Raw genomic sequence first — 21,554 nt, 5'->3', positions numbered from 1 at the left:
CCTGATGATACTTCAGCCTTCTTCATCAGGATTCCTGTCAATTGGAGAGCCTGTGATCCCTCCCTGCCCTGACCTGCCCCCATCGCTGGCGCTGGAGCGCCACGGGGACGTCGCGGTGCTGTCGTTGAACCGGCCGGCCCAACGCAACGCCCTGGACCAGGCCACGATCGCCGGACTCGGCGCCTTCTTCGCCGCCCCGCCCGCATGGGCCAAGGCCGCGGTGCTCGCCGCCGAGGGCGCGCACTTCTCCGCCGGGCTCGACCTCGGCGAGCTCACCGTACGAGACGCCGTCGGAGGCCTGCACCACTCGCGCGGATGGCACGAGGCGATGGGCCGGATCGACCACGGCGTCCTGCCGGTGATCGCCGTCCTGAAGGGCGCCGTCATCGGCGGCGGCCTGGAACTGGCGGCGGCCGCGCACCTGCGCGTCGCCGAGGAGTCGGCGTTCTTCGCCTTCCCCGAGGGCAGCCGGGGGCTCTTCGTGGGCGGCGGCGCCTCGGTCCGGGTCTCCCGGCTGATCGGAGCCCAGCCGATGATCGACATGATGCTCACCGGAAGGGTCCTGACGGCCGCGGAAGGCGAGGCCCGCGGCCTGGTCGACTACCGGGTGGCCGAAGGCGACGGGCTCACCAAGGCCCTTGCCCTGTCCCAGCAGGTCATCGGGAACTCGCCGATCGCCAACTACGCCGTCCTGCACGCCCTGCCGCGCATCGCCGACGCCGACGCCGAGACGGGGCTGCTGCTGGAATCCCTCATGTCGGCCGTGGCACAGAGCAGCACGGAGGCCAAGGCCCGGATACAGGACTTCCTCGACGGCCGGGCCGCCAAGGTCGGCCATCCCGGAGCCGCCCGATGAGCGCCACCCTCCCCCCGGCCGAGCCGCTGTACGTCCCCGGCCCCGAGCAGATCGCCAGGGCGCGCGTCACCGGCTTCATCGGCTGGCTCGCCCGCGAGCGCGGCGTGGCCGTACCGACCTGGGAGGAGCTGCGGCAGTGGTCGGTCACCAGCATCGCGGACTTCTGGGCGGCGGTGTGGGACTACTTCGAGGTCAAGGCCCACACGCCTTACGACAGCGTGCTGGCCGAACCGGGCATGCCCGGCGCCCGCTGGTTCCCCGGAGCGACCCTGAACTACGCCGAGCACTGCCTCGGCACGCCCGAGGACGCCGGCCAGGTCGCGGTCGTCGGCCATTCCCAAACCAGGCCGCGCGTCGAACTCACCTTCGCCGAGCTCGCCGAGCAGGTCCGGCGCGTCCGGGCCGGCCTGCGGCGGCTCGGGGTGCGGCGCGGCACCCGCGTGGTCGCCTACCTGCCCAACTGCCCGGAGACACTGATCGCGTTCCTGGCCACGGCGAGCCTCGGCGGCATCTGGGCGAGCTGCGCTCCGGAGTTCGCCGCCCGCGCCGTGGTGGACCGGTTCGGCCAGATCGAGCCGACCGTCCTGCTGGCGGTGGCGGGCTACACCTACGGGGACAAGAAGATCGACCGGAGCGAGCAGGTCCAGGCGATCCGGGACGGCATCCCCTCGCTGGAGCACGTCGTGCACGTCCCCTACGGCGGGCTCGACCTTCGCGACGCCCTGCGCTGGGCGGAGCTCGCCGCGCCCACGGACGAGGCGCTGCGCTTCGAGGCCGTGCCGTTCGACCACCCGCTGTACGTGCTGTTCTCCTCCGGCACCACCGGCAGGCCGAAGGCCATCGTGCACGGCCACGGCGGCATCCTGCTGGAACACCTGAAGAACCACGCCTTCCACTGGGACCTGGGCCCCGGTGACCGGCTGCTGTGGTTCACCACGACGGCGTGGATGATGTGGAACACGCTGGCCTCGGCGCTGCTCGTGCGCTCCTCGATCGTGATGATCGACGGCAACCCGCTCCACCCCGACCTGCGCGCGCAGTGGCGGCTCGCGCAGGAGACCGGCGCCACCCTCATGGGCGCCAGCCCCGGCTATCTGATGGCCTGCCGCAAGGAAGGGGTGCGGCCGCGCGAGGAGTTCGACCTGTCCCGGCTGCGGCAGCTCGGCGTGGCCGGCAGCCCCTTCCCCGCCGAGGGCTTCCGGTGGGCGGCCGAGCAGTTCGGCCCCGCTGTCCTGGTGAACGTCGGCAGCGGCGGCACCGACGTGTGCACCGGTCTCGTCCAGGGATCGCCTCTGCAGCCCGTGTGGGCGGGGGAGATGTCGGGGCCGAGCCTCGGGGTGGACGCCAAGGCGTTCGACGAGCGCGGCAACGTGGTGGTCGGCGACGTCGGCGAGCTCGTCATCACCGCGCCGATGCCCTCGATGCCGGTACGCCTGTGGGGCGACGACGACGGCCGCCGGATGCGCGACACCTACTTCAGCCGCTATCCCGGCGCCTTCCGCTTCGGCGACTGGTGCCGTTTCTCCTCCCACGGCTCGTGCGTCATCACCGGCCGGTCGGATGCCACGCTCAACCGCGGCGGCGTCCGGCTGGGCACCGCCGAGTTCTACCGGGCCCTGCAGGACGTCGCCGAGGTCACCGACAGCCTCGTCGTCCACCTGGAGAGCGACGACGGCGGCATGGGGGAGCTGATCCTGTTCGTCATCCTCGCCGACGGACTCGCCCTGGACGATGCGTTGCGCGCCCGCCTGATCGCGCACATCCGCACCACACTGTCCCCGCGGCACGTGCCCGACGCCGTCATGGCCGTCCCCGCGGTGCCCTACGGACGAACCGGCAAGAAGCTCGAGGTCCCCGTCAAGAAGATCCTGCTGGGCGCCGCCCCTGACGAGGTCGCCTCGGCCGGCTCCCTCACGGACCCGGCGGCGCTCGACGCCTTCACCGCCATCGCCCGCGACCGCGCGAGGCAGGCGTGAGGAGCCCGGCGGACCGGCCGGTCGCCGTCATCGGCACGGGCGTCATCGGCGCCGGATGGGCCGCGCTGTTCCTCGCCCGCGGCCTCGACGTCACCGCCTTCGACCCCGCCCCGGACGCCGAGGAACGGCTGCGGGCCGCGCTCGACCTGGCCTGGCCCGCGCTCACCCGGCTCGGCCTCGCCGACGGCGCCTCCCGCGACCGGCTCACCTTCACCGCGACCGCCGGTGACGCCGTCGCCGGAGCGCGGTTCGTCCAGGAGAGCGGGCCGGAGCGCGCCGACCTCAAGCAGGCGCTGCTGGCCACGCTGGACGAGGCGGCGCCGGCGAGCGCCCCGATCGCCAGCAGCTCTTCTGGCCTGGTGCCCAGCCGCCTGCAGGAGATGTGCCCCGCACATCCCGAAAGGGTGCTCGTCGGACATCCCTTCAACCCCGCCCACCTGATCCCGCTGGTGGAAGTCGTGCCAGGCCGGCACACCGGCCCCGACATCACCCGGCAGACGATGGACTTCTACCGGGCCGTCGGCAAGCGGCCGGTGCTCGTGCGGCGTGAGGTTCCCGGGCACCTCGCCAACCGGCTCCAGGCCGCCCTGTGGCGGGAGGCGTACTCGCTGGTGGAGCGGGGAGTCGCAAGCGTCGCCGACATCGACGCCGCCATCGCGCACGGCCCCGGCCTGCGGTGGGCCCTGCTCGGCCCGCTGGTCAACCAGCACCTTTCGGGCGGACCCGGCGGAATGGCGCACACCCTGCACCACCTCGGCCCGCCCGCCCAGACCTGGATGGACGACCTCGGCACGCCGCGGCTCACCCCCGAACTCGTCGGCCTGCTCGTCGACGGCGTGAGCGCCGAGCTCGACGGCATCGACCAGGAAGCCATGGCGGCCGACCGCGACGCGCTGCTCGTCGGCCTGCTGCAGGCCAAGCGCCGCCACCACGCCCTTCCCTGACCGACCGAGAAGGAAAGATGACCTACATCCCGCGCATCGACCCGGACGCCATCGTGGCCCTGGACGTCCACGTCCACATCGAGGCCGACCACCACGGCCACCTCTCCCTCGACGCCGAGCTGATGGAGGCCTCGGCCAGATACTTCAAAGCCGGCCAGGACCGCACCCCGACGATCGACCGCGTCGCCGCCTACTACCGGCAGCGGAACATGGCCGCGGTGGTCTTCACCGTCGACGCCTCCACCGAACTCGGCCACCCGGCCCTGTCCAGCGAGGAGATCGCCCGGCAGGCGGCCGAGCACGCCGACGTCCTCATCCCCTTCGGGTCCGTGGATCCGCGCCGCGGCCCGGCCGCCATCGCCCAGGCCCGGCGGCTCGTACAGGATTTCGGCGTGCTCGGCTTCAAGTTCCACCCGAGCCTGCAGGGCTTCGCCCCCAACGACCCCGCCCACTATCCGCTCTGGCGGGCGCTGGAGGACCTGGGGAGCGTCGCGCTGTTCCACACCGGCCAGACCGGTATCGGCGCCGGCCTGCCCGGCGGGCGCGGCATCAAGCTCCGCCACTCCGATCCGATGCTGCTCGACGACGTCGCCGCCGATTTCCCCGGGCTCACCATGATCCTCGCCCACCCGTCCGTCCCCTGGGTCGACGCCTCCCTGTCCATCGCCGGCCACAAGTCCAACGTCTACCTCGACCTGTCCGGCTGGTCACCGAAGTACTTCCCGCCGCAGCTCGTCCGCCAGGCCGCCGGGCCCCTGCGGCACAAGGTCCTGTTCGGCTCCGACTATCCCGTCCTCACCCCCGACCGCTGGATGGCCGACTTCGCCGCCCTCGACGTCAAGGACGAGGCCAAGCCCCTCATCTACAAGGAGAACGCCCTCCGCGTTCTCGGCCTGCGAAGAGCGAGCCGATGAACACGCTCGGCACACTTCAGCACCGCGGTGGCCGGTGCGGCGGCAGCCGGTCCGACGGCTCCCGCTCGGCGAAGGGGCGGCGACGTCGTCGTGCCCGACCGGGTGATCAACGAGCTGCTTGATCCACTTGGTCGGGGATCAGTAGGGTTGGGCGCTTTCCTCCTCGCCCCCCGTCCCGGAGTGCCTCATGCGCCGCCATCGTTTCGGCCGGCTCGCCGCCGGTTTCGCGGCCCTCTACCTGGCCGTCGTGATCGTCCTCGCCGTGGTCGGGCTGGTCACCGGCGACCTCGTCCCTTTGTGGAGAGTCGTCGCGGACCCGGACGGATACATGGCCGACGAGATCCGGGCCTGGCCGTGGCTGCCCGCCCTGCTGGTGCCGATCGCGACGGTGCAGGCGTGGGCGTACCGGGAGGTGTTGCGCGGGCGGCTGCGCGGGGAACCGGCGCGGCACGGCCGGGAGGTGCGACTGCTGCGGGTCGCTCTCTACGCCATGGTCGTGTCCGTCCTGACCTGGCGACTGCCGATCCCCTACCTGTGGTGGATGTCGCTGGCCGGCGATGTGATCGAGCTCGTGGCGATATGGCTGTTCTTCCGCGTGCTGTGGGGGAGCGGCCGCCGATGGCCACAGGTGCTCATGCTCGTGACCGGCATGCTCAGCGTGATGCACGACGTCGTCACCACCATCGCGTACCAGGCGGGCGACTACTTCTTCGCCGGGCAGAACTGGACCTGGGCGCTGGACGCGGCGGGGTCGGTGTGGCTGGTGTCGCTGCTGGCGTCGCAGGCGCGGGATCCGCGCTGGAGCGGCGCGACGGTACGGGCCGGCGTGATCGCGGTCTTCTTCTCCCTCCTCTCGTCCGGCTCGGTCTCGATCGTGGCGTTCGGCGGCTCGGACGCGGTGGCGTGGAAGCTGCTGATGCCGCCGCTCCTGGGCGCCGTTTCGGTCTTCTCACTGGTCTGGTGGGCGAGGTCCGCACACGACCTGGGCACGCTCCGGCCTTCCGCGCCCCGGACCAGGCCCGTGCAGGCGCGGGCCAGGTGGTGGCCGCTGCCGACCGTGGCGATCGTGCTCCCGCTGGTCCCCGCGGCCGTCAACCTCGCACAAGGGGTGCCGTTCTGGCTCGGACCGAAGAACGTGCTGGGCGACGCGGTACGCGAGTACACCGGGTCGGCGGCCACCGCGTACTGGTTCGCGCTCGACCTCCTCGTCGGCGTCGGCGCGCCGGCGGTGCTGATCCTGGTCGCCGTCCGGCGGCGGACGCGCACGTTACTGCGCGCCACGACGCTGAGCCTGTTCCTGCTGGGCGCGGCCGGCGCCGTGAGCGCGTTCACCTCGGAGCACTCCACCTTCTTCGGGGAGCTGTGGCTCTACCCGGAAAGCCTCTACGTCGAGCGCGGCGCCGTCGTCCCCTACGAGGGCGCCCAGCTGCTGTCTCCCGGCATCTCCCCGCTCTGGTACGCCCTCGCGCTCACCGCCGCCGGCCTCATCCTGCTCCTTGTGTACGCCGCCCCGCCCGCTCAACGCGTCCGCCACCACGTCCTGCTGGCGGGGCTCGCCTCGGCCGTGGCCCTGTGTCTGCTGCCCGCAGCGGACCTGGCCCGCGGCCCCGTCACGGACTGCGACATGCCCCAGGCGTGGGAGATCGACACGGGCGAGGCGGAGCCGCGCGAGCTGACGGCCGAGCAGCAGTTCGTGTGCTCCCTGCGCGACGACCACCGCGCGCAGAGCCTGCACGTGTTCCCCGACACCACGCCCGACCAGGTCGTGCTCGCCTACGGGCGCCACCTGTGCGGCGTCCACACCCGCAACGACCCACGGGAGCTGGCCCGGCTGAAGATCGACCGCGCGTCCCTGACCTCTCCTCTGGCCGGCATCTGTCCCAGCGCCACCACCATCGTCCAGGCGGCGAAGGCCGAGCAGGACCAGGAGCTCGCGGCGATGCAGGCCGACTCCCAAGCCATGTGCGACGCCACGCCGCGCCACCGCCCGCGCACCAAGCCGGCCCGGGCGATCCGGATGAAGGAGCCGCAGTGGACCGACTACGGGGTGCTGCAGACGTACGAGGGGGAAGGAGAGGAGGAGACCGAGCCGGACATGGACCCCGGCAACGGGCTGGTCTCCTCCGCGCGCGGCATCCTGGCCGTCATGACCCACCCCGACTTCGACCTCTGCGTCACCCTGGAGACCTACACCCGCCGGCCGCCCGTCGAGACCAAGGGCTGGGACAAGGTGGTCGAGGTCGGCTACTACAGCCCGGGCGGCCAGATCGTGCTCTACGACAGCCTCAGCGGCACCGAGCTGCCCAACCTCGCCCTCGACGGGCGCAAGGGGCACTACCGCATCCGCGTGCACCACGCCTGGTTCCCCTGGAAGGGCGAGGCGCAGAGCGGGCAGCGGCTGCTGATCATGGCGTATCCCGGCAAGGGCGACAGGGAGATCGTCCACCGGAACCGGAAGTGACCTGAATCTCCAGCTGCCCAAGTGTCACGCCATCGTCATCTTGGGTTGTTGACCTCTTCCCCAGGTCGGAGCACGTAGATCTCTTCTGTCACGGCGCCCGCTGGCGCGGCGAGCTCATCGGCTGCGCCCTGGGGAGCCATCTGATGCCTGACTGGCCATGGCGTCAGGGAGTCGCGCTGAGGGGTGTCAGCCAGTGGATCTCCAGGTCTTCTCGTAGGTACTCCATGCGGTGCCGCTGGAAGTGTGCGAGTTCGGGACGCGCGAGATGCGCGCGCAGGTCGTCGGCCGACCGCCACAGTTCGTAGAACACGAACGTGCTGGGATCAGCCGCGTCGCGGTGGACCTGGTACTGCATCGAGCCAGGCTCGGCCCTGGTCGGCTCCACGAACGACAGCAGCAGTCGCTCCAGCTCATCGGCGCGCTCGGGCTTCGGCCGGGCGAAGCCGTAGATGCCGACCGCCCCGCCTCCTTCAGGTACGACAATCTTCATACCTGCCGACGTTAGCCATCAGGTTAGGTATGATGCAAATCGTACCTAGGGGTGAGACATGGATCTGGGCAAGGTGTTCCGCGCGCTGGCCGACGACTCCCGCCGCCAGGTCGTGGCCGAACTCGCGGCCGATCCCGAAGACCGGGAGCGCGCCTGCGGCTCGTTCGACCTGCCGGTGAAGAAGGCCGCGCGCACGCACCACTTCCGGGTGCTGCGCGAGGCGGGGTTGATCATCCAGCGTGACCACGGCAACGGCAGCGCCGTCTCACTGCCCAGGCAGGACATCGAGCGTCATCTGCCCGGCCTGCTTCAGCTCCTGTCCGAGGAGCTGAAGGCCGGCAGCGCGTCGGGCGGAACCGGGAGCACCGCGGCCGAGACATGAACTGATCCGCGTCGGCGTCCGGACGTTGCTCCGAGCCCGACACCGACTTGGTGGGTGAGGCCACCGACGGCTCCGCCGGGCTCGCGCTGATCCACCGCCCGGTGATCGCATCCAGGCGTCGAAGACCTGACCGAACGCGACGGCGAGGTGACGGCCTGGGTGACAGGACGGACTGCTGACGGTTGGTGGCTGGTCGCGAATCAGCTGCCCAGTGTGGCGTTCACCAGCAGCGAAGGTCCCCGGTACCCGAGGAAATCGTGTCGACCGCGACCGATACATGGTCGGCGGACTCCTGCAAGGCGCTGACGCTCAGCTCGGTGAAGTTCGCATCGGTCCGCATGAAGGGGGCCGCCTCGTAGTACCGCTTGATCTCCTCGGGTGGGCGTTCGGTGCGGAGGCTGAAGGCGAAGCCGGCCCAGCAGTCGCCGGAGTCTCCGGTCACGGGCCGCTGAGGTGCTGACCCGCCGAACGTCGCGCCCGGTGGCAACGGATGCTTGAGGGCTCGATCCTCGAGGCTCGCCAAACGGTGATCGGTGATCCACTGGGGTGCCATCGTGGCGGCGTACAGCAGGAGGAAAGGCGTGGCGGCGATGGCCGCCACGAGTGACACCCACTTCAGAACAGATGCATGTCCTCGTCGTATCGCTGAGGGCCCTGAGCTGATGGTGGTCGAGGCATGACACGACGCCGGCAAGGCTGCCCGGCGCGCTCGGCCGCGGGCGCGCGTGGCGGATCGTGCAGCACTGCTCGCAGTCGGCGTGCAGGCCGCCCCGGTTCAGCCGGCCGCGGACCGCACGATGTCGTCGACGAGAGCGGCCAGACGGTGCGGCTGGGACAGGAACGGACAGTGGCCGCTGGTCAGCCTGCGGATCTCGGCGGCTCGGGCTGCCATCCGCTCTTGCGAGGCGGGCGGCAGAGCCTGGTCCTGCTCGGTGATGATGTAGGTGGAGGGGAGGTCGTGCCAGGCGGCCGTGTCGGCCTTCTCCGTGAATGACCGCCTCGTCTGGTTGACCAGGCGGCTCATCTCCTGCTCGGCCTCGGCGTCCGGCAGGTCGCCGTAGAGCGAGGTGCGTGGCTGGTCGATGAGGGGGAACAGGCCGCTCGTGTCGTCGGTGTCCGGCAGGCCGTGGAGGGTGTACAACGACTGTCCCCGGTCCGGCATGTACGCGGCCAGGTAGATCAGCCGCTCGACGTTGCCCGCCCCGGTGGCGGCTTCGGTCGCCGGGATGCCCCCATAGGAGTGGGCAAGCAGCACGGTCGGGCCTCCCACCGCGGCCAGTTCCCCGGCCAGCACGGCGGCGTCGTCGTGCATGCCCGCGGTGGGACGTTCGCCGGCGCTCGGAAGCGCGGGCGTGCGCGTGGCGTAGCCGAGCGTGTGCAGTTCGGGCTCGAGCCTCGTCCAGGTGCTCGGCCGGTGCCAGGCGCCGTGGACCAGCATCACGGTGGTCATGAAGGGACTCCTAGGCTCCTATGTGATCGATGGCGACATGGGTGGATGCGTCCTTCGGTCGTGGTCACCGTTCGGCCGGAGCCGCTCCGGCGGAGTGGGATCAGCTCGGCGCGGATGGCCACGGCCGTATCCTCCGACGTGCGTGCGCCGAGGTCGAGACCGATGGGCGAGCGCAGTCCGCCGGGCGGGCCCTCGCGGCGGCGTCCAGGCCCTCGTTGGTGGCCGCCGGGAGATGAGGTCGCGTTCCATCGCGGCGCATCTTGTCCGCGATGGTCTGGCCGTTGGGGCGGTGGATGAGCCTGGTGACGCCCAGCGTGTCCCCGGCCGGGCATGGCCTGGAGCTTGAGTCATCGCCCGTCCACCCGTCCGAGGTCAGCGCACGTGGAGGCATGCAGACGCGGCCTCCAACAGGGCGTCGCGTCGGTGCTGCGCAAGGCAAGGGCGCGGCCACCTGGCTCGGCTCCGGCCGCGACCCTGCCGTGTCTGGATCGGTGGCCCGCCTTCAATCGCCAGAGATGCGCAGCAAGCAGATGTTGAAAGACGGGGTCTCTACCGCACGGTCCCAGTTCTCCAGGCCCTCGCAGGTCTCGCTCGGATCGCTGGGGGGTGTCGAGTCCTGCCCCCAGTCCTGTTGGAGGATGACGCGGTAGTCGGCGTCAGCGGAGTCGCAGGGGACCTCGACCAACGAGCCGTCGACGTCGGCGGCACAGTCCCGCACGTCGAGATCGCGCACGCCGGGGTCCGTCCGTGCGCGATTCACCCAGTTGGAGAAGCGATATGTGCCGCCGTCGTGCAGCACGACGGCAGCGGGGGCGAGGGTCAGAAAGGCGAGCCCGGCCGCCGCCGCACCCTTCCAGCCGATCATCCGCCGCCGTGCCTTCTTCGCGGGTGTGTTCCCGGTGGAGTTCGCATGAGGGGTGGGCGGCGGGGTGTCCGGTGCCTGGACGCGCGTCGCGTGCAGGGTGACGACCTCGGTGACGGCGTCCGGCAGCCAGGCCGCGTCAGCACGTAGTGAGCGGGGCGGGGCGAGGACGGCCAGCTTTTCCAGCAGCGCCCGCAGTGTGGGTCGTGCAGCGGGGTCCTTGGCCAGGCAGGCGGCCACAAGAGCGGTCAGGGGAGCGGGCAGGTCCGACAGGTTCGGCTCCTCGTGCACGACCCGGTAGACGACCGCGTGCACGGGACCCTCACCGAACGGGCTGTGGCCGGTCGCGGCGAAGGCGAGCACGCAGCCGAGGGAGAACACGTCCGAGGCCGAGCCGACGGTCTGGCCCGTGGCCTGCTCAGGGGACATGAACGCGGCGGTGCCCAGCACGGTGGAGGTGCGGGTGTGGGAGGTGGCGTCCAGGGCCCGGGCGATGCCGAAGTCGATGAGGCGGGGGCCGTCCGCTGTGAGGATGACGTTGGCGGGTTTGAGGTCGCGATGCACCACGTTCTGGGCATGTATGGCGTCCAACCCCTCGGCCAGCCCGGCGCCGAGCACGGCCACCGACTCCATCGGCAGGGGGCCGTGGTCGGCAACGGCCTGGCGCAGGGTGGGGCCGGGGATATAGGCGGTGGCCAGCCACGGCGGGTTCCCATCGGGGTCGGCGTCCACGACCGGGGCGGTGTAGAAGCCGCCCACCCTGCGGGCGGCCTTCACCTCATCGGCGAAGCGGCGCCGGAAGCCTGCGTCACCGGCCAGATCGGCGTGCACGATCTTGACCGCGACGGTGTGGCCGCCTGGGGAGCTGCCCAGGAACACCTGTCCCATCCCGCCGCCGCCCAGCCGGGTATGGATGCGGTAGGGGCCGATCTGTGCGGGGTCGCCGTCGTGCAAGGAGGTGGTCATGGCACCGCTTCTGTGGGGGTGGAGGATAGCGCGGGAGTCGATGATTCCAAAGCCTGTTGTATTCCGGAACCGGCCCCAGCACCGGGGAGGCAGATCTGAGACGACGCCTTCGCCCGCACGCCACCGCCCCAGCAGCACGTACACCTGGCGCCGCGAAAGGCGCAGCTCGGCCACCGCCGCGTCCGCGACCGCCAATCCCACCCGCGCGGCACATGACGTCGGTGGGCGTCTTTGAGGAACCGCATCTCACCCAGAGGAAACAGTCTCGGCATGCGGAGCTGGGCGAAAAGCAGGCCGGTGCGCTAAATGCCGGATATCGCCGCGATGGAACCGAGGGCGATCATGATGCCGAACCCGGCGGCGGTGACGATCCCGGTCGGCAGGCCGTGGGTACGGCCGTTCTGGAAACCCAGCACCATGCTCATGGGGATCGCGGTGCTGAACGCCACCAGCAGGGCGCACCGGCGGTCCAGGCGCCAGCGCATGAGGGGAGTGGGCGGGGTGTCGATGTCGGCGATCGGGCGGGCCACGCTGACCATGAGCCCGAACCTGAAGACGGCGATCAGCCCGGGAACGTTGCGTGCAACGGCATCTTGCTCAAGCCGACCGAGTGGGCATGGTGACCATTCCGCTGGGTGTAGTTGTACTCGACCAGGATGCCGTCGCTTTGAATCCGGTAATAGTGTGGTTGACCCTCGTCAGTGTGTCCCGCCCAGGCGAAATGGCTCTCGTCGAGCACGGAATCGAGGGCATGAGGCGCGCGCGCGGTGTAGCGGCTGAGAAGGCGCCGTAATAGGTGATGTGGTTCCGCGTCCAGGCCCCAGGCGCTGACGCCTTGGGTGGAATGGTGATCGCCACACGCGTGGTCGGCTTCGGTGTACATATGGAGAAGCGCCTGTCGAAACTGGCTGTCACTGAATGTCCGTAACAATTCACGTGCTGCTTCCTCGACCCCTTGAAGAGGTCGCAAAGAGCTTCCTGGCAACCCAGCCCTGGCCGGTCGGCACAGATGATCACATTGTTCAGTGAGATGTGGTGGCCTCCGAACCGCCACGCCCAGACGCGGTTGCCAGGCCTGCCGAAGAGCCGAGGAGCCCTCGGCCGCAGAGCTGGAGTGGTCGGCCGCTCAGCGGACGGCGCCGGCGAAGTTCGCCCCGCTGGGGTTTGTGATGGTTGCGTGTCGCAAGTCCGTGCCCTGCAAAGTCGCTCCACCGAGGAATGTACGGTTCAGGGTGGCGAACTGCAGGACCGCGCCGTCCAGCTTCGCGTCGTACAGGAACGTGTTCGTCAGGACCGCTTTGACCATGCCGGCGTTGCTGAAGTTGGCCCACCGGCACGCCGTATAGGACAGTTTCGCGTTGAGTAGGTGGGCTTTGGTCAGGTTCGCCCGGAACATGGTCGCACCAGTGAGATCGACGCCCTCCAGGTCCGCGCCGACAAGATACGCGTCACTCAGGTCGGCACCGAAAAGCTTGGCGTAGCTCAGGTCGATCTTGTGGGAACCGTTGCGCGTGTGGTCGCGGCGCCCGATGACGTTCAGCGCCGCCTGGATGTCGGCGAGCGCCGCAGGCAGCAGCCTTTCCGCGCCCACATCGGTGATCAGGGGCGGGGAGCCCCGCTGCGCGGAGTGTCCGCGAACGAACGCGGTCAGCACGTCGATGATCGCGGGCTGGTCTTGCGGCGAGTCGTGCATGATGCGTTCGAGGGCGTAGATCCCGCCGACGCGGACATCGAGTGCACGGTTGCCGAGTTGCTCGACCGCGCGGCCGAACCGCTCGGTGGTCTGGCCCTGCTCCGCACATGGCGGCTCCAGGAGGGGCTTGGCGCTCGGCCCCGTATCCGCGTGCCGGGAAGGGCGGAGGTTCCCGCGGGATGCCGGGTTGATCGACAGTAGCCGGTCCGGCCGTACGGCCACGCGCGAGCTCACCGAAGCCGGGCACCCTCTCTCGGATGCGCCATGCATGTCAAGGAGCCTCGCTCCCGACGAACTCCCGTGACGGGTCTGGACGGCCGCCGTGGGGCTGGCGTCCGGGCTGGCCGCTGACGAGGCGGCTGTGGCCATCACATGGCCATCAGTGCCATCGACGATGCGCATACCAGTGGGTTCCCCTCATACAGGGGTGTCGGTAAGAGTCGGGCAACCAGCTACACGCGGTTGAGTTCACTCAGGTCAGCGACGCCGCTTTCGGACCGTCCGACGTCGGTCGGGGTGGCGCCGACGCCGAGGATCGGTGCTTCGCGGTTCATGACACCACCCGGTTGCGCAGGATGCCGAGGCCGGAGACTTCGAGTTCCACGGTGTCGCCGGGTTCGAGGAAGCGGCCGTGTTCCAGCCCGCAGCCGGTGGGCACGGTGCCCGAGCCGAGGACCTCGCCGGCGTGCAGCCGGGTCGACCGGGAGGCGAAGGCGATCATGTCGGCGAAGGTGTGGTGCATGTCGGCGGTGGTGCCGCGGCTGACCTCCTCGCCGTTGATGCGGGCGGTCATGGCGAGCCGGTAGGGATCGCCGACCTCGTCGGTGGTGGTGATCCACGGGCCGAGGACGTTCGCGTCGGTGAAGTCCTTGCTCTTGCTCAGGCCCAGGCCGGTGGCGATCTCCTCCAGTTGGGTGTCGCGGGCGCTGAAGTCGTTGAAGATCGTGTAGCCGAAGATGTGCGCCGGGGCGTCCGCCACGGTGATGTCCGTGCCGCCGCGGCCGAGTACGCAGGCGAACTCCAGCTCGTAGTCGCGCACCGAGGAGTAGGCGGGCCAGGTGATGTCGCTGTCGTGGCCGGCCACCGCGAGCCGGTTGGTGAGGTGGTACAGGGGCCGTTCGAGCATGACGGCGGGCAGTTCGACCCGGTCGGCCGGTATGCCCTGGATCCGGGCGCGGGCGTTGCGGAAGTGGTCCATGAAGCCGCCGAAGTCCCGGATCTGCACGGGCCGGGGCAGCGGGGACAGCCAGCGCAGCGCGGACGCGGCGACGACCGCCTCGTCCGGGGCCTGTCCGGCGAGCCGTTCCAGGGTCTGCCACACGGGTTCGCCGCCGTCGATGATCGCCTGCATGGTGGTCAGCGCGGGGGAGTGCTCGCCGGTCAGCAGGTGGTGGGCGCGGTCGAGCAGCAGGAGGCGTTCGCCCTGGTCGAGTACGAGTGCGGTCCGTTCGGCGCCCTCGTGCTCGACGGTCGCGAGTTTCACGGTCGGTTCCTCTTCTCTGGAGGGGGCGGAAAGCGGGGCAGGGTCAGACGAAGGCCACGACGCGGGCCGGGGCGGCGCTCGCGTGGGCGATCTTGATCGGGAAGAAGGCCACCCGGAATCCCGACGGGGGCAGCGCGGCCAGGTTGGTCAGCTGCTGGACGATGAAGACCTCCCGCTCACGGCCGGCCCGGTGGCCGTCCCACAGCACGGAGCTGTCGCCGCTCTCGCGGAACCTGCGTGCCATCACGGCGAAGCTCAGGTCCCAGCCCCCGGCGTCCGTGCCGAGGACCTTGGCCCCAAGACCGGCCAGGAAGAGCGTCGACTCCCGGCTCATCCCCGGGTAGCGGAAGAACTCGGGGTCGGACAGGCCGTACCGCTCCTGGCCGGTGCGCAGCAGGACCGCGCCGCGGGCCGGAACCGGGGCGCCGTTGTCGGCGAGGGCGGACTCCAGCGCCTCGACGGTGATCGGGGCGTCGAGCTCGCAGCGCCCCCGCAGGTCCAGCACGAGCGCCTCGCACCACAGCTCGTCCAGGGCGATGTCGGTGATGGTACGGGCGGGCCTGCCTTCGCAGGTCGAGCCGTAGTGCAGGGGGGCGTCGACGTGGGTGCCGAGGTGGGTGTTGAAGTCGGTCAGCAGTTCCGCGCCCCAGCCTTCGCCGTCGGGCAGGTCCTCGACGCCGCAGTGCATGGCGGCGGCGAACTGCTCACGGCCCTCGCCGGCGGGGTGGGCGTAGGTGATGGACGGCGCGATCACCGGGGCGAGGGGGCGCAGCTGCTCGGGAAGCAGCTCGCGGTCGGCGGGGTCCAGCGTCCTGGTCAGGTCGATCAGTTCCATGACGGCTCCTCCTAAGTTATTGGACGGTCAGCATAGAACTGGACGAATAACATAGGCAAGTGCCCGGCGGCCCGGCACGGGCCGGTCGGCGTGACAGAATCGGCCACGTCAGGCGGCCACGACATCGGGAAGGACACAACGTGGGTGCGACCCGCAAACAGGAGATCTCCGCCGAGACCCGGCGACGGCTGGTGGCCGCCGCATGGGAGCTGGCCGCCGAGGGCGGCGCCGCGGCGGCGTCCGTCCAGGCGGTGGCCGAGCGTTCCGGCATCAGTCGTGGCTCCGTGGCCTGGCACTTCGGCTCCAAGGACGGACTGCTGAAGGCGGTGGTCGAGGAGGCGTTCCGATGGGGCACGGAGTTCATGGGCGAGCTCCTCGCGGCGGCCGGGCCGCAGGGCGGGGTCGAGGCGCTGATCGAGGCGAACTTCGCGCTGATGTCCCGTCCCGAGGCGCGCATCTACTCGACGCTCCTGATCGAGGCGGTGAGCCGTGATTCGGCCCTGCGCGCGACGTACGCCGAGGAGTACGCCAAGATCCGCGGCCTGTACGCCGACCACCTGCGTGCGGCCGGTGCGCGGGTCGCCGATCCGGAGGCCGTCGCGGCGGCGCTGCTCGGCGGAACCCTGGGCATCAACATCCAGCACCGGCTGGACCCGGGCCTGGACCGCCGGCGGGCCGTGACGGCGATGACGGGCATCTACACCGACGCGCTCTCCGACACCGAGCCCCGCGCCCCGTCCGACACCTGACCCCTGCCTGCGTGGGAGAAGCGGCTCGCAGGTGGATCCGTGGTGTCCGCACGTTCTCGCTCAGCTCGCCTGAGGCAACGAAACCGTCCCCGGGATGCCGGCCTGGACTGCGCACAAAGGGAGGGGAAGTCACTACGACGACGACCACGCCTGGCTCCGCCTCGGCGGGACATCCTCACGGCCGCAGCAGAGGAAGCGCCCACATCCTGCGGCACACCTTGGCGACCGACCTGCTGCACGGGGCCGTCGTCACCGTCGCACGCCGCCGGACATGACGACGGCCGCACCGCCTCATGCCGCAGGACGGCGGATCGTCGAGGTCGTGCCGGGGAAGGGTGCTGCAATGGAGTACATTGCCGGAGTCGTCGTGCGCGAAGATCGTCTCCCGCGATCACGCCCGACACAAAGCGTGATCAAGGTGCCGCCCTCGGCACCGTACTCGCGGCCTTTGAGAGGAAACCGGCGTTCCTGGCCGTTCTGCGAACGTTCATGACCTCATCACGCCGTCGCCGCAGCGAAGGACGGACGGGCCTCTAACCTCGCCAAGGTCATTTCACACCTTTACAGAGCGGAACATCCCGTGCATTGTCGCCGTGCCCTGGCAGGTCTGGCCTTCGTTTCCGTGCTCGCCGCTCCGGCGGCCGCCCACGCCTCGACGGCCGACGGCCCCGGCGTGCTGCCCCAGAAGACCCACTTCGACTTGCAAGCCCACCGCGGCGGCCTCGGCATGACGACCGAGGAGTCACTTGAGGGGTTCACCAAGGCCCTGCGCCTCGGGGTCAGCACCCTTGAGCTGGACACCCATGTGACCAAGGACCTGAAGGTGGTGGTCAACCACGACCGGCAGATCAGCGCCCAGAAGTGCCAGGACACCGCGCCCCTCACCCCGGGGGACCCGATGTTCCCCTACGTCGGCAAGTTCATCAAGGACCTGACCCTGGCCCAGATCAAGACCATGAACTGCGGGTACCGGCAGTTGCCCGGCTTCCCCGAACAGGAGGTGGTCGACGGCTTTCGGATGGTCGAACTCAAGGACGTGCTGAACCTCGTCAGGGCTCGCCGGGCCAAGCAGGTCAAGCTGAACATCGAGACCAAGGTCGAAGCCGGCGCACCGCAGCAGACCGCGCCGCGCGAGCTGTTCGTCCGCCGCGTGTTCGAGGAGATCCGCGCCTCGGGCATCGAGGACCAGGTCACCATCCAGTCCTTCGACTGGGGCGCGTTGATGGAGATGCACCGGCTCGCGCCGGAATGGCCGCTGGTGGCCCTGACCAACTACGACTTCCTCCAGGTCGGCAAGCCGGGCGCTTCCCCCTGGCTCGGCGGGATCGACGCCGACGACTTCGGCGGCGACTTCGTCAGCGCCGCCGGCAGCATCCCGGGTGTCACCGCCCTGTCCCCGGTGTACGGCTTTCCCCAGAACGGCACGATCAGCGATCCCGCCTTCCGCTTCTACGTCACCGAGAAGATGGTGTCGGACGCGCACGAGCGCGGTCTGAAGGTCATCCCGTGGACGTGCGACGACCCGGCCACCATCGCGGCCCTCATCGACATGGGCATCGACGGCATCATCACCGACTACCCGGACCGGGTCCGGCAGATCATGGCCGAGCGCGGCATGCGCCTGCCCAAGTCCTACGCCAAGTAACCGTCGGCCGTCCTTCGGCGGTCTCGCGAAGCAGGTGGCTCGCCCGAGGCTTTGTCGGGCCACCGTGCCGGTCCGCGGCCGGTGAGGAAAACCCGCCGGCCCCACCCTCACTCTCCGAACCGAAGCTGTCCCCAGCCCCGAAGTGGCGTTGACTTGCGGCTGTGCCGTTCCCAGGACCGGACAGAAGAACCGCTGTTCTGTCCGTTCAGCGCTACCTGACGGCTGGGACAGCTTCGGGAGCAGGACGCCGCGCGTCACTGCACCGGGCGGACGCCTTTCGCGATCTTCCTCAACTCACTCATGGCGTCGATCTCCTTGGCGTACTCGGGGCCGAGGAGCACCTTGACGGCCAGATCCTTGCGGAGCTTCCAGGTGACCGAGGGCGTGACCGGGCCGCCGGCGGCCCCCGAGTCGCCGTCCCTGGACAGCCGCGCCGGCCTGCCGCCGAGGTCCACCGTCTCGGCCTGCCGTTCCGGCCGGAAGTCGTACAGGGCGTCCGCGGACGCGCCATGGGCCACGATCACCTGGACGGCGTAGCCGGCCTGCTGGAGGCCCGGCTTCCGGAAACTGGTGGTGTAGCTCCTGCCGGGGCCGACCACGTCGTCCTTGGACCATTTGCCCCATTCGAGCCCGTCCGGCAGGTAGGTGAGCTGGATGCCGCCGAACTTCCGCCCGTCGCCGAGGTCGCCCAGGGCCTGCGGCGTCGGCGCGGGCGGCAACTGGACGTGGAGCGTGACCGTACTGCCCCGCGCGACGACCTTGCCGGCAGCCGGTTCCTGCGTGCCCACCAGGCCGTTGTCGCTCCGCATCCCGGCGAGCGCGACCTTCAGCCCGGCGTCGCGGAGCGCCTTGGCCGCCTCGGTGGCGCGCCGGCCCGTCACGTCGGGCACGGTCACGTCGTCGCGCATCACGACGCCGTTCTCGCCGGTGCCGGCGGGTTCGCCGGGATTCAGCATCACCGGCACGGTCACGGCCACGGCCGCCGTGACGATCACCGCCCCCGCCACGCGGAGCCTCGTCACGCGGGCGCGATGCCCCCGGCGTACGGCACTGCCCAGTCCGGGCCCGGCCTGAACCTCGGCGACGTGCGCCGCCATGGCCTCGGCAAGGTCGTCCTCGATCGTCATCTCGTCACTTCCCTTACGACATCCATGTTCTGGCGGATCCTGGCAAGCCCGCGCGCGGCCTGGCTCTTGACCGTCCCGACCGAGCAGCCGAGCAGCGCCGCGGTGGCCTGCTCGGACTGGTCCTCCCAGTAGCGCAGGACGAGCACGGCGCGCATCCTGGGCGGCAGCCTGCGCAGCTCACCGATGAGCGTGTCGCGCAGGTCGAGGTCGGGAGAGTCGGCGGCGGTCTCGGGCGGCCGGGCGAACATGATCTCCTGGACGACCCTGCGCCGCCGCGCCCTGCTGACCGCCGCGTTCACGACGACCTTCCTCGCATACGCCTCGGGGTTGTCGTGCCTGATCCGCGGCCAGTTCCGGTAGACCTTCTCCAGCGCGTGCTGGACCAGGTCCTCGGCGTCGTGCCGCGTCGCCCCGCACACCAGGATCGCGGTACGCAGCAACGAGGTGCTTCTGGTGGCGAGGAAGTCGTCGAAGGCAGCCTCGTCGTCATCTGTCATCAGTGAAGGTCCCCTTTCGCCCTCCCCAACGCGCGAGCCCGCCCGGAGGTTGAGTGCCTTCCGAAGAGTCGAGGTCAGGCGACGACGCCGTCCGCGCGCTGGGACGCCGGCTCCGATGGTCAGCTTGGGCTCGGGAGCGGTCGCTGCTGAAGGAGTGGCGCACGTGCTGCCGCGGCTCAGCGCCAATGCTTGCCAGTAGAGTCCCGGCTCCTCGTACCGGCGCGGCCCGGCCGAGCTCCTCCACCCGCCGAGGCCCCGCTCTTCGAAGGAGTAGCGGACCCGTCCGGCATCTCGGGGCTTGACTGGGGTGGCGATCACGCGGACGATCACGTTGCACCTCCACGGGCTGACGAAGCGAGGTCGCGGGGGATGAGCGACATGCCTGAGAATCGCCCGGGCGAAGAACTGCCACCGCCTACGGGTCCTCCCACGTCCGGGCCGGCACCGCCTACCGGTCCTCCCGTGTCCGGCTTGCCACCTCCCGGCCCTTCCTTTCCCGGCGTTCCTTTCCCGGGACCGCCGGTCCCGGGTGGCCCGCCGGTCGGCCGACGGACGCCGAATCGTCGCCGGACGTGGTTCCTCGTCGCCGGAGGAGCGGTGGCGGCGCTGGCCGCGGTGGCCGCGGTGGCCGTCGCGCTCACCGTTCTGATCAGCGGCCTCGGTCGCCCGCCCGGCTTGACCCGCCCGGCGAACACGGCAGGCCCTGCTGCGACCACGGAGGTCAACAGCGCGATCAGCCATCTGGCCGGGCTGCCGGCGGCCCACTACAAGGGAACGCTGGCCGACCACGGCCAGCAGCTGGGCCTCGACGTCAAGATCACCTCAAGGGGGTCGACGGCGGGCACGGTGACCGTGAGCGGTCAGAAGATCAGGATCTTCACCGCCGGCGGCAGCACCTATGTGAAGGCCGGACCGGGCTACTGGCGCAAGAACGGCGCCACCGCGCGCCTGAGCAAGGAGTACGCCAAGCGCTGGGTCAAGATGAGCACCGGACCCGCCGGTTTCGCGCTGTCGAAGCTGCTCGCCCCGCCCAGTCTTGCCCGGCTGCTGGGCCTGTCCGGACAGGTCGACTTGTCGAGCGGCCCGGTCACCAAGGTCAACGGCGTCCAGGCGCGCAAGGTGACTGCGCCGATCGGCGCCATCTATGTGACGACGACTGCTCCGTACCAGATCGTCCGCATCGATTCCGGGGCATCCGGCGGCGGTCCGGCGCCTCCCACCCCTCGTATCACCGGCACCGGTCTCTCCGGCGGCGCCCTCGTCGTGCGGCCGGCGCGATGGCGTGACGATTTCCGGTTGAACATCACCGTCTCCGCGATGACGGGTGCGCAGGCACGGACGTTCATCGACCAGCTCAAGCAGGAAGCCAAGGCACTCAAGGGCGCCATCGACTCCAGCGTGGCCTTCTCGGCGGCGAGCTCCGGAAGGCTGTCCCCCTGTAACAACAGCGGCTGCACCGCCACCATCACGATCAGCAACCGGGTAAAGCTCGACAGCCCCTATCTCAAGGTCGGCGCGATCACCGCCGACGTCATCATCGACTTCCAGCTGGACGGGAGGCCGGTCGGCTCATGTCGGCGGCAGGTCTCCATCCCTCCGAACGGCGAAGCGGACGTCACCTGCAGCGTCTCCTACTACGCCGCCACCAACCGCAACCACAGCGTCCGCGCGCAGTCCACCGGATTCGCCCGGGCCCTCGTCAAAGCCGAGATCCCGGCCACCATCAAGGCGCTGGAGGCGGAACAGCAGGCAATCCCCCCTGCCGGCTCTGACACGAACGACATCGTGACCGACGCCCGCGTTCTGAAGACGCCGCGGGTGGGCACGACCGGCGGCGGACCGGGCAGATGGGTCAAGATCAACTACGCCGAGCGCAAGCACTGGATGCGTTACCAGGAGCAGGTCACGGGCGTTCGGATCAGCCGCGAGTACAAGGTCAACGGCGTCAAGTTCGACGGGTACGACGGCCCTCGGGGAGTCCTCCTGGATTCCAAGCTTGGCTACAGTAAGGCTCTTGACGAGCATGGAAACCTCATCAAGAAGCGGGCGGACAAGCTCAAGGCTCAGGCCAATCGACAGATCGAGGCCGCCAAGGGGACCGGCAAGTCCATCGAGTGGAGGTTCTCCAACGAACGGGTGGCCAATGCCGTCAGGGAGTTCTTCGAAGAAGAGGGCATCAACATCGAGGTCGTCCATCAGCCGATGAACTGGAAGATCAGATAAT

Annotated in this window: 20 protein-coding genes and 1 pseudogene; 9 read left to right on the top strand and 12 right to left on the bottom strand. The window is 70.1% G+C overall.

All coding sequences use genetic code 11. The features are described from left to right. Nucleotides 1–52 precede the first annotated feature (52 nt). The 5 genes from ABZ459_RS36475 to ABZ459_RS36455 all read left to right on the top strand — a co-directional run bounded on the left by ABZ459_RS36475 (nucleotide 53) and on the right by ABZ459_RS36455 (nucleotide 7,151). Nucleotides 53–856, top strand: coding sequence for a crotonase/enoyl-CoA hydratase family protein (locus ABZ459_RS36475; RefSeq protein ID WP_357980257.1), 804 nt, complete (start codon nucleotides 53–55; stop codon nucleotides 854–856). Continuing rightward, a complete protein-coding gene (locus ABZ459_RS36470) occupies nucleotides 853–2,832 on the top strand; it encodes an acetoacetate--CoA ligase (protein WP_357980254.1) in 1,980 nt (659 codons plus the stop codon). Before ABZ459_RS36475 ends, ABZ459_RS36470 begins: the two co-directional genes overlap by 4 nt. Next, entirely contained in the window at nucleotides 2,829–3,776 is a 948-nt protein-coding gene (locus tag ABZ459_RS36465) for a 3-hydroxyacyl-CoA dehydrogenase NAD-binding domain-containing protein (RefSeq protein ID WP_357980251.1), read from the top strand. Before ABZ459_RS36470 ends, ABZ459_RS36465 begins: the two co-directional genes overlap by 4 nt. A 17-nt stretch (nucleotides 3,777–3,793) precedes the next feature. Then, nucleotides 3,794–4,690 carry an amidohydrolase family protein gene (locus ABZ459_RS36460; protein WP_357980247.1) on the top strand — a complete coding sequence of 299 codons (897 nt, stop codon included), beginning with the start codon at nucleotides 3,794–3,796 and terminating at the stop codon, nucleotides 4,688–4,690. A gap of 187 nt (nucleotides 4,691–4,877) precedes the next feature. Further along, a complete protein-coding gene (locus ABZ459_RS36455) occupies nucleotides 4,878–7,151 on the top strand; it encodes a hypothetical protein (RefSeq protein WP_357980244.1) in 2,274 nt (757 codons plus the stop codon). A gap of 163 nt (nucleotides 7,152–7,314) precedes the next feature. On the opposite strand, the gene ABZ459_RS36450 is transcribed toward ABZ459_RS36455, so the two are convergent. Next, nucleotides 7,315–7,641 carry a putative quinol monooxygenase gene (locus ABZ459_RS36450; RefSeq protein WP_357980241.1) on the bottom strand — a complete coding sequence of 109 codons (327 nt, stop codon included), beginning with the start codon at nucleotides 7,639–7,641 and terminating at the stop codon, nucleotides 7,315–7,317. Between the two features lie 58 nt (nucleotides 7,642–7,699). Here ABZ459_RS36450 and ABZ459_RS36445 point away from each other — a divergent pair, with 58 nt between their 5' ends. Beyond that, nucleotides 7,700–8,023, top strand: coding sequence for an ArsR family transcriptional regulator (locus ABZ459_RS36445; RefSeq protein WP_357980238.1), 324 nt, complete (start codon nucleotides 7,700–7,702; stop codon nucleotides 8,021–8,023). 220 nt (nucleotides 8,024–8,243) lie between these two features. Here ABZ459_RS36445 and ABZ459_RS36440 read toward each other — a convergent pair whose 3' ends face one another. The 9 genes and pseudogenes from ABZ459_RS36440 to ABZ459_RS36400 all read right to left on the bottom strand — a co-directional run bounded on the left by ABZ459_RS36440 (nucleotide 8,244) and on the right by ABZ459_RS36400 (nucleotide 15,312). Beyond that, nucleotides 8,244–8,624, bottom strand: a complete 381-nt coding sequence (locus tag ABZ459_RS36440) for a hypothetical protein (RefSeq protein ID WP_357980235.1) — start codon at nucleotides 8,622–8,624, stop codon at nucleotides 8,244–8,246. Nucleotides 8,625–8,798: 174 nt separating this feature from the next. Beyond that, nucleotides 8,799–9,473 carry an alpha/beta hydrolase gene (locus ABZ459_RS36435; RefSeq protein WP_357980231.1) on the bottom strand — a complete coding sequence of 225 codons (675 nt, stop codon included), beginning with the start codon at nucleotides 9,471–9,473 and terminating at the stop codon, nucleotides 8,799–8,801. Beyond that, a pseudogene (locus tag ABZ459_RS36430) lies at nucleotides 9,470–9,649 on the bottom strand (hypothetical protein); the annotation flags it as partial. The pseudogene ABZ459_RS36430 and the gene ABZ459_RS36435, both read right to left, overlap by 4 nt. Before the next feature lie 326 nt (nucleotides 9,650–9,975). Next, nucleotides 9,976–11,301, bottom strand: coding sequence for a serine/threonine-protein kinase (locus ABZ459_RS36425; protein ID WP_357980227.1), 1,326 nt, complete (start codon nucleotides 11,299–11,301; stop codon nucleotides 9,976–9,978). A 302-nt stretch (nucleotides 11,302–11,603) separates the two neighbouring features. Then, on the bottom strand, nucleotides 11,604–11,840 hold the full coding sequence (locus ABZ459_RS36420) for a hypothetical protein (RefSeq protein ID WP_357980224.1): 237 nt from the start codon (nucleotides 11,838–11,840) through the stop codon (nucleotides 11,604–11,606). Nucleotides 11,841–11,863: 23 nt separating this feature from the next. Further along, on the bottom strand, nucleotides 11,864–12,355 hold the full coding sequence (locus tag ABZ459_RS36415; RefSeq protein WP_357980221.1) for a DUF3500 domain-containing protein: 492 nt from the start codon (nucleotides 12,353–12,355) through the stop codon (nucleotides 11,864–11,866). A gap of 72 nt (nucleotides 12,356–12,427) precedes the next feature. Next, on the bottom strand, nucleotides 12,428–13,228 hold the full coding sequence (locus tag ABZ459_RS36410) for a pentapeptide repeat-containing protein (protein ID WP_357980218.1): 801 nt from the start codon (nucleotides 13,226–13,228) through the stop codon (nucleotides 12,428–12,430). Nucleotides 13,229–13,544: 316 nt separating this feature from the next. Further along, complete coding sequence (locus ABZ459_RS36405; protein WP_357980215.1) at nucleotides 13,545–14,477, bottom strand: fumarylacetoacetate hydrolase family protein; 933 nt, start codon at nucleotides 14,475–14,477, stop codon at nucleotides 13,545–13,547. Nucleotides 14,478–14,520: 43 nt separating this feature from the next. Then, on the bottom strand, nucleotides 14,521–15,312 hold the full coding sequence (locus tag ABZ459_RS36400; RefSeq protein WP_357980211.1) for a cyclase family protein: 792 nt from the start codon (nucleotides 15,310–15,312) through the stop codon (nucleotides 14,521–14,523). 140 nt (nucleotides 15,313–15,452) lie between these two features. On the opposite strand from ABZ459_RS36400, the gene ABZ459_RS36395 reads away from it, so the two are divergent. Together ABZ459_RS36395 and ABZ459_RS36390 are read left to right on the top strand one after the other, a co-directional pair. Beyond that, complete coding sequence (locus tag ABZ459_RS36395; protein ID WP_357980208.1) at nucleotides 15,453–16,061, top strand: TetR/AcrR family transcriptional regulator; 609 nt, start codon at nucleotides 15,453–15,455, stop codon at nucleotides 16,059–16,061. Nucleotides 16,062–16,683: 622 nt separating this feature from the next. Further along, nucleotides 16,684–17,706, top strand: a complete 1,023-nt coding sequence (locus tag ABZ459_RS36390) for a glycerophosphodiester phosphodiesterase family protein (protein ID WP_357980205.1) — start codon at nucleotides 16,684–16,686, stop codon at nucleotides 17,704–17,706. Nucleotides 17,707–17,960: 254 nt separating this feature from the next. Here ABZ459_RS36390 and ABZ459_RS36385 read toward each other — a convergent pair whose 3' ends face one another. Next, a complete protein-coding gene (locus ABZ459_RS36385) occupies nucleotides 17,961–18,833 on the bottom strand; it encodes a PASTA domain-containing protein (protein ID WP_357980202.1) in 873 nt (290 codons plus the stop codon). Continuing rightward, entirely contained in the window at nucleotides 18,830–19,330 is a 501-nt protein-coding gene (locus ABZ459_RS36380; RefSeq protein ID WP_357980200.1) for a SigE family RNA polymerase sigma factor, read from the bottom strand. The genes ABZ459_RS36385 and ABZ459_RS36380 overlap by 4 nt, the downstream gene beginning before the upstream one ends. 597 nt (nucleotides 19,331–19,927) lie before the next feature. Here ABZ459_RS36380 and ABZ459_RS36375 point away from each other — a divergent pair. Next, nucleotides 19,928–21,553, top strand: a complete 1,626-nt coding sequence (locus tag ABZ459_RS36375) for a Tox-REase-5 domain-containing protein (protein WP_357980197.1) — start codon at nucleotides 19,928–19,930, stop codon at nucleotides 21,551–21,553. The last annotated feature ends 1 nt before the right edge of the window (nucleotide 21,554 follow it).

This window comes from Nonomuraea sp. NPDC005692, assembly GCF_040631115.1.
Taxonomy (GTDB): Bacteria; Actinomycetota; Actinomycetes; order Streptosporangiales; family Streptosporangiaceae; genus Nonomuraea.
The sequence above is the reverse complement of the archived record's forward strand: the minus strand, read 5'-3'. Positions and strand labels throughout refer to the sequence as shown.